This window comes from Pseudomonas sp. TH07, assembly GCF_016651285.1.
In the GTDB taxonomy this organism is placed as follows: Bacteria; Pseudomonadota; Gammaproteobacteria; order Pseudomonadales; family Pseudomonadaceae; genus Aquipseudomonas.
This window is the reverse complement of sequence record NZ_JAEKED010000001.1, coordinates 2,111,927-2,126,272: the sequence shown is the minus strand read 5'-3', so window position 1 is coordinate 2,126,272 and position 14,346 is coordinate 2,111,927. Positions and strand designations below refer to the sequence as shown.

Sequence of the window (14,346 nt, the reverse complement as noted above, 5' to 3'; positions counted from 1 at the left end):
GAATCCGCGTGTTCCGGGCCATTGGCCGCAGCCTGCGGCAGGGGGCGGTCGATGCATAAGCCCTGTGCGGTGATTCCGGTTTATAACCACGAAGGCGCGGTGCCGGCGGTGGTCGACGCCCTGCTCGCCGGTGGCTTGCCCTGCGTGCTGGTGGACGACGCCAGCAGCCCGGCCTGCGCGGCGGTCCTGGAACAACTGGCCAAGCGCGAGCAGGTGTTCCTGATCCGCCTGGCACTGAACCAGGGCAAGGGTGGCGCAGTCATGGCCGGCCTGCGCGAGGCCTCGCGCCTGGGCTTCAGCCACGCCCTGCAGGTGGATGCCGACGGCCAGCACGACCTGCGCGATGTGGATAACTTTATCGCCAGCTCCCGCGCCCACCCCGAGGCACTGATCTGCGGTTATCCACAGTACGACAGCAGCGTGCCCAAGGGCCGCCTGTATGCCCGTTACCTGACCCATGTCTGGGTCTGGATCAACAGCCTGTCGTTGCAGATTCCCGACTCCATGTGCGGCTTCCGGGTCTACCCGCTGCCGCCAGTGCTGGCGCTGATCGATTCGGTCAAACTCGGCAAGCGCATGGATTTCGATCCCGAAGTCCTGGTGCGCCTGGCCTGGCGCAATCAGCCGATGCGCTGGCTGCCGACCAAGGTCCACTACCCCACCGATGGCCTCTCGCACTTTCGCCTGCTGCACGACAACGCATTGATTTCCAGCATGCACACCCGGCTGTTTTTCGGCATGTTGCTGCGCGCGCCGCAGATCCTCTGGCGACGGTGGCGAGCATGAGCCAGCAACAGCATTGGGCCGAGCATGAAGAACGCGGCAGCTTCTGGCTGATGAAGCTCACCGCATTCGGGGTCAGGATCCTCGGGCGGCGGGTGCTGAGCCCGGTGCTGTACGCCATCGTCCTGTACTTTTTCCTGTTCGGCCGCAACGCCCGACACAGCGCCTGGCAGTATCAGCAACGGCTCGCCGACTGGAGCGGACGCAACGAACTGCGCCCGACCCAGCGTCGGGTGTTCGGCCAGTTCATGGCCTTTGCCGACGCCCTGCTGGACAAGCTCGACGTGTGGAACGGCAAGCTGCGCATCGAGCAGATCGAGATCGTCGACCCGGCGCTGCTGCGCAACGAATTGCGCGGCGAACGCGGGCAGATGCTGGTGGGCGCGCACCTGGGCAACCTCGAAGTCTGCCGCGCCCTGGCTGAACTCGGCGAGCAGGTGACCATGAACGTGCTGGTGCACACCAAGCACGCCGAACGTTTCAACCGCCTGCTGGGCGAGGCCGGGGCCACCAACCTGCGGCTGATCCAGGTCAGCGAGCTGGACCCGGCGATCATGCTGCAACTGAGCCAGCGCCTGGACCGCGGCGAGTGGCTGGCGATTGCCGGCGACCGCGTGCCGCTGCACGGCGGACGCAATGTACGGGTGGATTTCCTCGGCCATCCGGCGGCATTCCCCCAAGGCCCATGGCTGCTGGCCGGGCTGCTCAAATGCCCGGTCAACCTGCTGCTGTGCCTCAAGCATCAGGGTCGCTACCGGGTGATCCTCGAGCCCTTCACCGACGCCGTGGCCTGGAAACGCAGCGACCGCGAGCAAGTGATCGCCCAGTGGACCGCCCGCTACGCCGAACGCCTGGGCCAGTACTGCCTCGAAGCGCCGCAACAGTGGTTCAACTTTTACCTATTCTGGAAGACCGATGACGACGCATCCGCTTGAGCCGGTAACCTTCGGCGAACTCCCCTTGCGCATCGAAGACGTGCTGGCCCTGGCCAACCGTCAGGTGCCCGTGCAACTGCAAGGTGATGCCGGGTTTCGCCAGCGCATCGCCAAGGGCGCGCAGTTTCTCGACTCCTTGCTCGACAAGGAAGGCGTGATCTATGGCGTCACCACCGGCTACGGCGACTCCTGCGTGGTCGCGGTGCCGCTGCAACACGTCGAGGCGCTGCCGCGCCACCTGTACACCTTCCACGGGTGCGGGCTGGGCAAGCTGCTGGATGCCCAGGCCACCCGCGCGGTACTGGCGGCGCGCTTGCAGTCGCTGTGCCACGGCGTGTCCGGGGTGCGGGTCGAGCTGCTGGAGCGCCTGCAGGCTTTTCTCGAACACGACATCCTGCCGCTGATCCCGGAAGAAGGCTCGGTCGGCGCCAGCGGCGACCTGACGCCGCTGTCCTACGTGGCTGCGACCCTGTCCGGCGAGCGTGAAGTCCTGTTCCGTGGCGAACGCCGTCAGGCCGCCGACGTGCACCGGGAACTGGGCTGGGACCCGCTGGTGCTGCGCCCCAAAGAAGCCCTGGCGTTGATGAACGGCACCGCGGTGATGACCGGCCTGGCCTGCCTGGCCTTCGCCCGCGCTGATTACCTGCTGCAACTGGCAACCCGCATCACCGCGCTGAACGTAGTAGCCCTGCAAGGCAACCCCGAGCACTTCGACGAGCGCCTGTTCGCCGCCAAGCCGCACCCGGGGCAGATGCAAGTGGCGGCCTGGCTGCGCCAGGATTTGGCCATCGACGCACCGACCGCGCCGCTGCATCGCCTGCAAGACCGCTACTCCCTGCGCTGCGCGCCCCACGTCCTGGGGGTGCTGGCCGACAGCCTGAACTGGCTGCGCGCGTTTATCGAGACCGAGCTCAACAGCGCCAACGACAACCCGATCATCGACGCCGAAGCCGAGCGCGTGCTGCACGGCGGGCATTTCTACGGCGGGCACATTGCGTTCGCCATGGACAGCCTCAAGACCCTGGTGGCCAACGTCGCCGACCTGCTCGACCGGCAGCTCGCGCTGCTGGTGGACGTGCGTTACAACCACGGCCTGCCGAGCAACCTGTCCGGCGCCAGCGCCGAGCGCGCGATGCTCAACCACGGCTTCAAGGCAGTGCAGATCGGCACCAGTGCCTGGACCGCCGAAGCCCTGAAAAACACCATGCCGGCCAGCGTGTTCTCGCGCTCCACCGAGTGCCACAACCAGGACAAGGTGAGCATGGGCACCATCGCCGCCCGGGACGCGATTCGCGTGCTGGAGCTGACCGAACAGGTCGCCGCCGCCACCCTGCTGGCGGCCAACCAGGGTGTGTGGCTGCGCGCCCAGTCCGCCGATGCCCGCCCCCTGCCTCCAGCCCTGGCTGCGATGCACGCAGAGTTGGCCAAGGACTTCCCGCCGGTGATCGAAGACCGCGCCCTGGAAGGCGAACTGCGCCTGTGCCTGCAACGCATCGCCGAGCAACACTGGAGGCTGCATGCGCAGTAAGGGAGTGCTGCACGCCGACACCCAGATCCTGGTGCCGTTTTTCGACGTCGACACCATGCACGTCGTCTGGCACGGGCATTACGTCAAATACCTGGAAGTCGCTCGCTGCGCCTTGCTCGATCGGATCGGCCACAACTACACGGCCATGGTCGAGTCGGGCTACGCCTGGCCGGTGATCGACCTGCAACTGCGCTACGTGCGCGGCGCGGTGTTCGGCCAGACCCTGAACGTACGCGCCAGCCTGGTGGAGTGGGAAAACCGGCTGAAGATCAATTACCTGATCACCGACCTCGCCAGCGGCGAACGCCTGACCCGCGCCAGCTCGGTGCAGGTCGCGGTGGACATGGCCAGCCGCGAGATGCAACTGGCCTCGCCCCGGGTCTTTACCGACGCCGTGGCCAAGGTGCTGCTATGAGCCGGTTGAATTTCCTGCCTCTGGCCAGGGTGGCCCTGTCGGGCCTGGTGCTGCTGGGGTTCAGTTCCCTCGCCCAGGCCTTCGACCTGCAACAGCTCAGCGAGCAGTTGGCCAAGCCCGAGGTCATCCACGGCAACTTCATCCAGGAAAAGCACCTGCGGGCCCTGCCCCAGCCCCTGACCAGCAAGGGCACGTTCGTCCTGGCTAAGGACCACGGCCTGCTCTGGCTGCTGAAAACGCCGTTGCAGCAGGACTACCGCATCACCGGCCAGGGCATCGCCCGGCGTGACGCCAATGGCTGGCAGATGCTCCCGGGCAAAAGTGCCGGCGCCGAGCAGAACCGCCTGTTCCTCGCGGTGTTGCAAGGCGACAGCAGCGGCCTGCAGCGCGACTTCGAACTCAAGCTGGCGGGCGACGCCCAGGACTGGAAACTGACCCTGACCCCGCGCTCGCTGCTGCTCAAGCAAGTGTTCACCCAGATCAATATCGACGGCGGTGCCCTGGTGCAGCGCATCGAACTCCTGGAAACCCAGGGCGACAGCACCCTGCTGCAGATGCGCGACAGCACCAGCAGCCAACCTTTGAGCGCAGCGGAGCAACATGACTTTGCCCAGTGAGCGCTGGTTGCCCAGGCTGTTCCTGATCCTGCTGGTGGCGGTGCTGGCCCTGGCCGGCTGGCAATGGCGCCAGGGTGCGCCGTTGTCGGCCAACCTGATGGAGCTGGTGCCGGGCACTGCCCCGGACGCCCTGGAGCTCAAGGCCGAGCAGCGCATGCAAGAGCCGCTGAACCGCGAAATGCTGGTGCTGGTGGGCCATGCCGAGCGTCAGCAGGCGGTGGCCATGGCCCAGCAACTGGGTGAGCGCTGGCAGGCCAGCGGGCTGTTCGAAAAGGTCCAGTGGAACCTGCAAGCCGACCTTCCGGCACTGCGCAGCCAACTGCTGCAAGGCCGGCTGGCGATGCTCTCGGCGGCCGACCAGCAACAACTGATTGAACACCCCGCGGCCTTTATCCAGCAGCGGGTCCAAGTCTTGTTCGACCCCTTTACCGGGTTCAGCCTGGTGCCGAGCCAGGATGACTGGCTGGGCCTTACCGGGCGCATCCAGAACAGCCAACCGCAACGCGGCGCGGTGCAACTGGACATCGGCAGCGGTGCCCTGGTGGCCGACGCCGACGGCAAAAGCTGGGTCCTGCTGCGGGCGCGCACCACCGGCAACGCATTTGATATGAGCCTGCCGTTGCAGGTGGCCGAGCTGCTCCGGCAAAGCCGCGAACAGGCGAGCCAGGCCGATGTGCAATTGCTGGCCGCCAGCGGCCTGCTGTACGCCGCCAATGGCCAGCAGCAAGCCACCCGGGAAATCACCTGGGTCGGCGGCGGTGCGACCGTGGGCATCCTGCTGCTGTTGCTCCTGGCGTTCCGCCGGCTGCGGGTGCTGCTGGCGTTTGTGCCGGTGCTGGTGGGCATGTTGTTTGGCGCAGTGGCCTGCGTGGCGCTGTTCGGCCATATGCATGTGATGACCCTGGTCCTGGGCTCGAGCCTGATCGGCGTCGCGGTCGACTACCCGCTGCATTACCTGTCCAAGAGCTGGAGCCTGAAACCCTGGCACAGCTGGCCGGCGTTGCGCCTGACCCTGCCGGGCCTGAGCCTGAGCCTGGCCACCAGCTGCATCGGGTACCTGGCGCTGGCCTGGACCCCGTTCCCGGCCCTGACCCAGATCGCCGTGTTCTCCGCGGCTGGCCTGCTCGGCGCCTACCTGTCGGCGGTGTGCCTGCTGCCGGCCCTGCTCAAGGGCGCTGACCTGCGCCCGGCGCAATGGCCGCTGCGGGTTGCGCAGTGCCTGCTGCAACTGCGCGAAGCCCTGCTGCGGCGAGTGCCGAGCCCGGTGCTGTTGGCACTGTTGGCGGTGTTCTGCGCCGCCGGGCTGTGGCAGCTGACCAGCAAAAACGATATTCGCCAGTGGGTCGGCGCACCGCCGCAGTTGCTCAACGAAGCCCAGGCCATTGCCCGCATCACCGGCTATCAACCCACCAGCCAGTTCTTCCTGGTGCGCGCCGCCGACCAGCAGCAATTGCTCGAACGCCAGCAAGCCCTTGGCGAGCGCCTGGGGCAATTGGTCAAGCAGGGCAAGTTGCAGGGTTACCTGGCGCTCAATCAACTGGTCAACCTGCCCAGCGACCAACAGCAATTGCGTGAGGCCCTGACGCGCCTGCCGCAGTTCTGGCAGCCGCTGCTGGACCTCGGCGTGCCGGCCAGTGCCCTGCAGGCCGAGCTGGCCCAGTTGCAGGCGCTGCCGGTGCAAGACATCGATGCCGCCCTCGGCGGCCCGCTGGCCGAACCCTACCGCACACTGTGGCTGGGCGCCGGCCCCGAGGGCGTGGCGGCCATGGTCAGCCTGCAAGGGCTGAACGATGCCGGCCTGCTGCGGGCCCAGGCCCAGGACCTGCCCGGGGTGCAACTGGTGGACCGGCTTGGCGAATTGAATAAAGTCTTTGCCGCAACCCAGATCAGTGCCGCCGAACTCAAGCTCGCCTCCTGCGTGCTGATCGTGTTGCTGCTGATTCTGCCGTTCGGCCTTGGCGGGGCCCTGCGCATCGTCGCCCTGCCGCTGCTGGCGGCCCTGTGCAGCCTGGCCAGCCTCGGCTGGCTGGGGCAACCGCTGACCCTGTTCAGCCTGTTCGGCCTGCTGCTGGTGACCGCCATCAGCGTCGACTACGCCATCCTCATGCGCGAGCAGATCGGCGGCGCCGCCGTCAGCCTGCTGGGCACCCTGCTGGCGGCCCTGACCACCTGGCTGTCGTTCGGTTTGCTGGCCATCTCCAGCACCCCGGCGGTGAGCAATTTCGGGCTGTCGGTCAGCCTTGGGCTGGCCTTCAGCTTTATGCTCGCGCCCTGGGCCGGGCAACAGCAACACCACGCCAAGGTGACGGAGCCAAGCCCATGCTGATCGCCCTGTTCTGGTGCCTGGCCCTGGCGCTGTTTGCCCTGGCGACCGCCGTCGGTCGGCGCCTGGGCCTGATCCCGATCGTCAGCCAGTTGCTGCTGGCAACCTTCGGCCTGCCCCTGCTGATGCTGCTGTGGATCGAGCCGCACTGGCAGTTGAGCGGCGCCCAACTGGTGTCCCCGGTGTGGCTGAAAAACCTCTACAGCCTGAGCTTCGCCCTGCTGCTGGGGCATATCCTGAGCGACGTGATCGACCTGCGCCTGGACCGCCAGAGCCTGAAGATCGCCCTGCCGAGTTTCATCATCCCCTTCGCCTGCGGCCTGGCGATCGCCTTCTGGCTGCTGCCGCCGCAGCCGTGGCTGAGCTCCCTGGCAGTGGGCCTGCTGTTTGCGATCACCGCGATCCCGGTGCTCTACCTGTACCTGCGCCATATCAACTACCCGGCCGCCGCCACTCGGCGCCTGGTGCAGACCGCGATCCTGATCGACCTGACCTGCTGGAGCCTGTTCGCCATTGCCCAGGGCAGCCTGCACCTGGCCAGCCTGCTGCTGCCCCTGGCCGGCGCCTGCCTGCCGTTGCTCCTGCGCCTGCTCGGCCTGCGCCAGCCGCTGCTGTACAGCCTGGGCTTCTTTGCGCTGCTGGTGGTGGCCGAGCACTACAAGCTCAATGCGCTGATTTTCGGCATCGGCTACCTGCTGTGCATGGCCGCCCTCAAGGTGGCGCTGGTGCTGCCGTTACAGGCAGCCTGGATGAGCCGTTTGCAGACCTACATCGCCATCCCGCTGATCCTGACGTTCGGCATCGTGCAGATCAACGTGCACAGCGCCATGGACAGCCTGAGCTGGCTGCAACTGGGCGCCCTGCTGCTGGTGCCAATTGCCAGCAAGCTGGCCGGCAACTGGCTGGGCCTGGGCTGGGCCGGTGCGTCCTTCGCCGGTGCCAGCCGCTGGCGGGAAAGCCTGCTGCTCAATATTCGCGGCCTGAGCGAGATCGTGTTTCTCAACCTGCTGCTGCAACAACAGCTGATCAGCCCGGCGCTGTACTTTGCGCTGATGCTGATGGGCCTGATCGCGACCCTGCTGCCGGCAGTAGCCGGCATGCATCGAACCCCCTTGGTCCCTCTGAATATGAACATCGCCGAACCGGCAAGGAGCCCCAGTGCCAACAGTTGAAATGGAACGCCGCCAGGTTGTGGTCATCGGCGCCGGCCCATCGGGCGCGATTGCCGCCGCCCTGCTCAAGCGCAAGGGCCACGACGTGCTGATCATCGAGCGCCAGCATTTCCCGCGGTTCTCCATCGGCGAAAGCCTGCTCTCCCATTGCCTGGATTTCGTCGAGGAAGCGGGCATGCTCGAAGCCGTGCAAGCCGCCGGCTTCCAACTGAAGAACGGCGCGGCCTTCGCCTGGGGCGAGCGCTACAGCGCCTTTGATTTCGGCGACACCTTCAGCAACGGCAAGCCCACCACCTTCCAGGTCCAGCGCGGCGACTTCGACAAGTTGCTGGCCGACCAGGCGGCGCTGCAAGGGGTTGAAGTGCGCTATGGCGAAGAGATCGTCAGCGCCGACTTCAGCCTGCCCCAGCCGCAGCTCGGAGTGCGCCGCGAAGACGGCAGCCAGTACCAGGTCGAGGCCCATTTCGTACTCGATGCCAGCGGCTATGGCCGGGTCCTGCCACGCTTGCTCGACCTCGAGGCGCCGTCCAACTTCCCGGTGCGCCAGGCAGTGTTCACCCACGTCGAAGACCGTATCGACCACCCCGGTTTCGAACGGGAAAAGATCCTCGTCACCACCCACCCGACCCAGCGCGACATCTGGTTCTGGAGCATCCCCTTCAGCAACGGCCGGTGCTCGGTGGGCGTGGTCGCGGCCAAGGAACATTTTGTCGGCCGCGACCAGGACCTGGACCAGTGCCTGCGCGGCTTTATCGCCGAGACCCCGAGCCTGGCCAAGGTCCTGGCCAACGCGGTATGGGACACCCCGGCGCGGACCATCGGCGGCTACTCGGCCAACGTCAAGAGCCTGCACGGCCCGGGCTTCGCCCTGCTGGGCAATGCCGCGGAATTCCTCGACCCGGTGTTCTCTTCCGGGGTCACGATCGCCATGCGTTCGGCGAGCATGGCCGCCGCCGTGCTGCATCGTCAGCTGCAAGGTGAAAGCGTCGACTGGCAGCTCGAGTTTGCCGAGCCGCTCAAGCGCGGGGTCGACACCTTCCGCTGCTACGTCGAAGGCTGGTACGCCGGGACCTTCCAGGACGTGATCTTCCACCCCGGCAGCTCGCCGGAAATCCGCCGCATGATCAGTTCGATCCTCGCCGGCTACGCCTGGGACGAGCGCAACCCGTTTGTCAGCGAACCCAAGCGCCGCCTGCGCATGCTCTCGGAAATCTGCGCGACGGAGGTGGCATGAGCAGTCCCCAGCCACAGTACCTGAGCGATAAGTACGTCGAGGAAACCCGCTTCGGCTTCTGGTTCCTGCGCAGCCACACCTGGCAGCACCATGTATTGCGGGTGGCGATCAACGACCTGCGCTCGCTGTTCACCCGCGACCTGCCCGGCAACCCGGTGCTGCTCGACGCCGGTTGCGGCCAGGGCAAGTCGTTCCAGCACCTGCGCCAGGTGTTCGCGCCCCAGCGCCTGATCGGCCTGGATGCCGACCCCCACAGCCTGGAACTGAGCGCCCAGGAAGCGGCGCGCCAGGGCATGCAGGTGGAACTGATCGGCAGCGACTGCGCGACCCTGGACGTGCCGGACGCCAGCGTCGACCTGCTGTTCTGCCACCAGACCTTCCACCACCTGGTGGAGCAGGACAAAGCCCTGGCCGAGTTCTACCGGGTGCTCAAGCCCGGCGGCTACCTGCTGTTTGCCGAGTCCACCGAGGCCTACATCGACACCTGGGTCATTCGCTGGCTGTTCCGCCACCCGATGCACGTGCAGAAAAGCGCCGCCCAGTACCTGGACATGATCCGCAACCAGGGCTTCGAGTTCACCCCGCAGAACGTCTCCTACCCCTACTTGTGGTGGAGCCGCTCGACGGATTTCGGCCTGCTGGAACGCTTCGGCCTGCGCCGCCCGAAACCCTTTGGCCAGCGTGAAGAGACCCTGGTCAACGTGGTGGCGCGCAAGCCGTTGGACGAGCACTGCGCGCCAGGGCAGCCGGCATGATCCGCGCCCTGCTGGTGGGTTGCCTGTTGCTGCTGGCCGGTTGCGCCAGCCAGGCGCCGCTGCCCGCAAAAACCCCGAGCCTGGCCCTGCCGTTGCAGCTGCATATCGAGCGTGAGCAGGCAGCGCAACGCCAGGACTGGCTGCTGGTGATCCAGGCCGAAGGCGCCGGCCTGCGCTGGTCGCTGATGGACCCCTTGGGCATTCCCCTGGCCCGCCAGCGCCTGATCGATGGCCAGTGGCAGGCCGATGGCCTGCTGCCACCCAACCCCGAAGCGCGGGAGCTGTTCGCCGCGCTGCTGTTTGCCCTGACGCCAGCCGCCGAGCTGTCCGAGAATTACCCCGCTGCGCAGGCCCGGGGCGAGCAACGCAGCCTCGCCCCGCGCTGGCAGCTCCGTTATCGCCAACCATTGGATTTCCAGTTGAACCTGCCTCAAGGCCTGCAATACCACGTCAGCCCGTTGACCGCCGAGCGCGCGCCATGACGTCCTACCTCAACGCCCTGGGGCTGATCTGCGCCCTCGGACGGGACAAACAACAGGTGGCCCGCAGCCTGTTTGCCGGTGACTGCTCAGGCATGCGCGACGAAGCCGGCTGGGTGCCCGAGCGCAGCCTGCCGGTGGCGGCGGTCAAGGGCCCGCTGGCGGCCCTGCCTGCGCACCTGAGCCGGCAGCACAGTCGCAATAACCAGCTGCTGCTGGAGGCGGCGCTGCAGATCCGCGACGACATCGATCAGGCGATCCAGGCCTACGGCCCGGGGCGCATTGGCGTGGTGCTGGGCACCAGTACTTCGGGCATCGACGAAGCCAGCCGTGGCATCGCCCATTACCTGCGCGACCAGCAATTCCCGGCCCACTACGACTACCAGCAGCAGGAACTCGGGGCACCGGCGAACTTTCTCGCCGACTGGCTGCAACTGAGCGGTCCGGCCTACGTGATTTCCACCGCCTGCACCTCCAGCGCCCGGGCCCTGATGAGCGCCCGGCGCCTGCTCGACCTGGGGTTGTGCGACGCGGTGCTGTGCGGCGGGGTCGACAGCCTGTGCCAACTGACCCTGAATGGTTTTTCGGCGCTGGAAGCCGTCAGTGACCAGCGCTGCAACCCGTTTTCGGTCAACCGCGACGGGATCAATATCGGCGAGGCTGCGGTGCTGTTCCTGATGAGCAGGGAATCCGGCACGCAGCAGCCCATCGCCCTGCTGGGCGGCGGCGCGAGTTCCGATGCGCACCATATTTCCGCGCCCGAGCCCAGCGGCCGGGGCGCCCTGCAAGCGATGCGCAAGGCCTTGAGCAGTGCCGGCCTGGCAGCGCAGCAGATCGGTTACCTGAACCTGCACGGCACCGCCACCCAGCACAACGACGCCATGGAAAGCCTGGCCGTGGCCGAGCTGTTTCCCGATGGCGTGCCCTGCTCGTCGACCAAGCCCATGAGCGGCCACACCCTGGGCGCCGCCGGGGCCCTGGAAGCCGCCTTCTGCTGGCTGAGCCTGGCCGCCGACAACCGGCAACAGGCCCTGCCACCCCATGTCTGGGACGCCCAGCCCGACCCGCAATTGCCCGCCCTGCGCTGGGTCGGCAGCGCCGATCGCCTGGCCACGGGCGCACCGCGCTGCCTGATGAGCAACTCCTTTGCCTTCGGCGGCAACAACGTCAGCCTGATTATCGGAGACGCCCCATGATCCCTTGGCCACTCGCCGAACTGCTGCCCCACGCGGGCGACATGATCCTGATCGATCAGGTCCTGGGGTTCGATGAAGAACAGATCCACACCCGCCTCACCGTCAAGCCCGGTGGCCTGTTCAACCGCGCCGACGGCAGCCTGCCGGCCTGGCTCGGTATCGAGCTGATGGCCCAGAGCGTGGCCGCCTATGCCGGCTGCCGCGCACGCCAGCAAGGGCAGGCCGTGGAGCTGGGCTTTTTGCTCGGCACGCGCAAATTCGAATGCAATGTGGAACACTTTCCGGCCGGCAGCGAGCTGCGCATCCACGCTCTGCGCTCCCTGGAAGACGACAACGGCATGGGCGTATTCGAGTGCCACCTCAGCGGCCCGGGCATCCAGGCCAGCGCTCGCCTCAACGTGTTCCGCCCGCCGCACGCGGCCCACTATCTCGACGAAACACAGGAACCCCGCCATGACTGAATCCGTACTGGTCACCGGCTCCAGCCGTGGTATCGGCCGCGCCATCGCCCTGCGCCTGGCCCAGGCCGGGCATGACCTGGTGCTGCACTGCCGCACCGGCCTCGCCGAGGCTCAGGCGGTACAGGCCGAAGTCCAGGCCCTGGGCCGCAATGCGCGCATCCTGCAATTCGACGTCGCCGACCGCGCCACCTGCAAGGCCATTCTTGAAGCCGACGTCGACACCCACGGCGCCTATTACGGCGTGGTACTCAATGCCGGGCTGACCCGGGACGGCGCCTTCCCGGCCCTGACCGAGGACGACTGGGACGACGTGCTGCGCACCAACCTCGACGGTTTCTACAACGTGCTGCACCCGGTGATGATGCCGATGATCCGGCGCCGCGCCGCCGGGCGCATTGTCTGCATCACCTCGGTCTCCGGGCTGATCGGCAACCGTGGCCAGGTCAACTACAGCGCCTCCAAGGCCGGTGTGATCGGTGCCGCCAAGGCCCTGGCCATCGAGCTGGGCAAGCGCAAGATCACCGTCAACTGCGTGGCCCCGGGCCTGATCGACACCGCCATGCTCGACGAGAACGTCCCGGTGGAGGAACTGATGAAAATGATCCCCGCACAACGCATGGGCACCCCGGAAGAAGTCGCCAGTGCGGTGAACTTCCTGATGTCGGCCGAAGCGTCCTACATCACGCGCCAGGTGCTGGCCGTCAACGGAGGCCTGTGCTGATGAAACGCGTGGTCGTCACCGGCATGGCCGGCATCACCTCCCTGGGCAGCGACTGGGCCACCATCGCCGGCAACTTCAGCGCCAACCGCAGCGGCATCCGGCGCATGGACGAGTGGGATCGCTTTACCGAACTCAACACCCGCCTGGCGGGGCCGATCGATGACTTCAAGGTTCCGGCCCACTGGACCCGCAAGCAATTGCGCAGCATGGGCCGGGTTTCGCGCCTGGCCGTGGGCGCCGCCGAGCAGGCGCTGGCCGACGCCGGGCTGCTGGGCGACGAGTCGATCAAGGACGGGCGCATGGGCGTGGCCTGTGGCTCGTCCACCGGCAGCACCGACGAGATCAAGGCCTTCGGCAACATGCTGCTGAACTCGGTGGCAGAAGGCCTGAACGCCAACTCCTACGTGCGCATGATGCCCCACACCACGGCGGCCAATATCAGCATCTTCTTCGGCCTCACCGGGCGCCTGATTCCCACCTCCAGCGCCTGCACCAGCGGCAGCCAGGGCATCGGCTACGCCTATGAGGCGATCAAGTTCGGACGCTTGCCGCTGATGCTCGCCGGCGGCGCCGAAGAGCTGTGCCCCACCGAAGCCATGGTGTTCGACGCGCTGTACGCCACCAGCCTGAAAAACGACGCCCCGCAAACCAGTCCTCGGCCCTACGACAGCGGCCGCGACGGCCTGGTGATCGGTGAAGGCGGCGGCATGCTGGTGCTCGAGGAACTGGAGCACGCCCTGGCGCGCGGTGCGCACATCCACGCGGAAATCGTCGGTTTTGGCAGCAACGCCGATGGCCAGCACACCACCCGGCCGGAGCAGACCACCATGCGCCGGGCCATGGAGCTGGCCCTGGAAGACGCCGGCATCCCGGCGTCCGCCATCGGCTACGTCAACGGCCACGGCACGGCCACCGAACAGGGCGACATTGCCGAAACCCTGGCCACCAGCAGCCTGTTCGGCAGCGGCATGCCCATCAGTTCGCAGAAGAGCTTCCTCGGCCACACCCTGGGTGCCTGCGGCGCGCTGGAGTCGTGGTTCAGCATCGAGATGCTCAACCGCGATCAGTACGTGCACACCTTCAACCTCGATGAAGTCGACCCCCGTTGCGGCGGACTGGACTACCTGCGCGGCGAGTTCCGGCAGATGAGCCATCAGTACGTGATGAACAACAACTTTGCCTTTGGCGGGGTCAACACGTCGTTGATTTTCCGCCGCTGGTCGTAACCGCCCCACCCCACTGGAGAAAACGGAATGTCTTCCCTGCTTCGCGCAACCTTGATCGTTCTGGCGCTGCTGACCACGGTCTCCTGCACCAGCAAACGCATGTACACCCCGAACCGCGTCATCCCGGCGACCATCACCGCCGACCAGGACCAGGTCAAACAGGCCATCCTGAAAAACCTGGTGGCCCGCAAGTGGGAGGTGCAACGCATCAGCCCCGGCCTGATCCAGGCGCAGATCACCGTGCGCCAGGAATTCCATGCCGAGATCGACATCGAGTACTCGGCCAGCTTCTACAAGATCGTCTACCGCGACAGCCGTGACCTGGACTACAAGGACGGCAAGATCCACAAGAACTACATCCGCTGGGTGCGCCTGCTGGACAAGGGCATCCTGCGCGAGCTGCGTGACAACCAGAACGAACGCACCGCGCAACAGCTGTCCGACGCGGCCCAGGCCATCCCTGCGCCGAACTGATCTGTAGCCGTCGCCCCAGGGCGGCGG

At 66.7% G+C, this 14,346-nt stretch carries 15 protein-coding genes; all 15 read left to right on the top strand.

Annotated features, from left to right (window positions below):
* Window positions 1–51: 51 nt before the first annotated feature.
* The 15 genes from JFU57_RS10040 to JFU57_RS09970 are packed head-to-tail and all read left to right on the top strand — an operon-like array spanning window position 52 to window position 14,319.
* A complete protein-coding gene (locus JFU57_RS10040; protein ID WP_201129151.1) occupies window positions 52–786 on the top strand; it encodes a glycosyltransferase family 2 protein in 735 nt (244 codons plus the stop codon).
* Window positions 783–1,718 carry an LpxL/LpxP family acyltransferase gene (locus JFU57_RS10035; RefSeq protein ID WP_201129149.1) on the top strand — a complete coding sequence of 312 codons (936 nt, stop codon included), beginning with the start codon at window positions 783–785 and terminating at the stop codon, window positions 1,716–1,718. Before JFU57_RS10040 ends, JFU57_RS10035 begins: the two co-directional genes overlap by 4 nt.
* Entirely contained in the window at window positions 1,699–3,246 is a 1,548-nt protein-coding gene (locus JFU57_RS10030; protein ID WP_078469478.1) for an HAL/PAL/TAL family ammonia-lyase, read from the top strand. Before JFU57_RS10035 ends, JFU57_RS10030 begins: the two co-directional genes overlap by 20 nt.
* A complete protein-coding gene (locus JFU57_RS10025; RefSeq protein ID WP_078469477.1) occupies window positions 3,236–3,661 on the top strand; it encodes an acyl-CoA thioesterase in 426 nt (141 codons plus the stop codon). The genes JFU57_RS10030 and JFU57_RS10025 overlap by 11 nt, the downstream gene beginning before the upstream one ends.
* Window positions 3,658–4,278, top strand: coding sequence for an outer membrane lipoprotein carrier protein LolA (locus tag JFU57_RS10020; protein WP_078469476.1), 621 nt, complete (start codon window positions 3,658–3,660; stop codon window positions 4,276–4,278). Before JFU57_RS10025 ends, JFU57_RS10020 begins: the two co-directional genes overlap by 4 nt.
* Entirely contained in the window at window positions 4,262–6,604 is a 2,343-nt protein-coding gene (locus JFU57_RS10015) for an MMPL family transporter (RefSeq protein ID WP_201129147.1), read from the top strand. Before JFU57_RS10020 ends, JFU57_RS10015 begins: the two co-directional genes overlap by 17 nt.
* Window positions 6,598–7,773 carry a sodium:proton antiporter gene (locus JFU57_RS10010; protein WP_201129145.1) on the top strand — a complete coding sequence of 392 codons (1,176 nt, stop codon included), beginning with the start codon at window positions 6,598–6,600 and terminating at the stop codon, window positions 7,771–7,773. The genes JFU57_RS10015 and JFU57_RS10010 overlap by 7 nt, the downstream gene beginning before the upstream one ends.
* The gene (locus tag JFU57_RS10005; RefSeq protein ID WP_078469473.1) at window positions 7,760–9,007 is read left to right on the top strand and encodes an NAD(P)/FAD-dependent oxidoreductase; all 1,248 of its coding nucleotides are present in this window, start codon (window positions 7,760–7,762) and stop codon (window positions 9,005–9,007) included. Before JFU57_RS10010 ends, JFU57_RS10005 begins: the two co-directional genes overlap by 14 nt.
* Window positions 9,004–9,762 carry a class I SAM-dependent methyltransferase gene (locus JFU57_RS10000; protein WP_201129143.1) on the top strand — a complete coding sequence of 253 codons (759 nt, stop codon included), beginning with the start codon at window positions 9,004–9,006 and terminating at the stop codon, window positions 9,760–9,762. The genes JFU57_RS10005 and JFU57_RS10000 overlap by 4 nt, the downstream gene beginning before the upstream one ends.
* A complete protein-coding gene (locus JFU57_RS09995; protein WP_078469471.1) occupies window positions 9,759–10,244 on the top strand; it encodes a DUF3261 domain-containing protein in 486 nt (161 codons plus the stop codon). Before JFU57_RS10000 ends, JFU57_RS09995 begins: the two co-directional genes overlap by 4 nt.
* A complete protein-coding gene (locus tag JFU57_RS09990) occupies window positions 10,241–11,437 on the top strand; it encodes a beta-ketoacyl-[acyl-carrier-protein] synthase family protein (protein ID WP_201129141.1) in 1,197 nt (398 codons plus the stop codon). The genes JFU57_RS09995 and JFU57_RS09990 overlap by 4 nt, the downstream gene beginning before the upstream one ends.
* Window positions 11,434–11,898, top strand: coding sequence for an ApeP family dehydratase (locus JFU57_RS09985; RefSeq protein ID WP_078469469.1), 465 nt, complete (start codon window positions 11,434–11,436; stop codon window positions 11,896–11,898). Before JFU57_RS09990 ends, JFU57_RS09985 begins: the two co-directional genes overlap by 4 nt.
* On the top strand, window positions 11,891–12,619 hold the full coding sequence (gene fabG, locus JFU57_RS09980; RefSeq protein ID WP_078469468.1) for a 3-oxoacyl-ACP reductase FabG: 729 nt from the start codon (window positions 11,891–11,893) through the stop codon (window positions 12,617–12,619). Before JFU57_RS09985 ends, fabG begins: the two co-directional genes overlap by 8 nt.
* The gene (locus JFU57_RS09975; RefSeq protein WP_201129139.1) at window positions 12,619–13,845 is read left to right on the top strand and encodes a beta-ketoacyl-ACP synthase; all 1,227 of its coding nucleotides are present in this window, start codon (window positions 12,619–12,621) and stop codon (window positions 13,843–13,845) included. The genes fabG and JFU57_RS09975 overlap by 1 nt, the downstream gene beginning before the upstream one ends.
* Before the next feature lie 27 nt (window positions 13,846–13,872).
* On the top strand, window positions 13,873–14,319 hold the full coding sequence (locus JFU57_RS09970) for a hypothetical protein (RefSeq protein WP_078469466.1): 447 nt from the start codon (window positions 13,873–13,875) through the stop codon (window positions 14,317–14,319).
* Window positions 14,320–14,346: the final 27 nt, after the last annotated feature.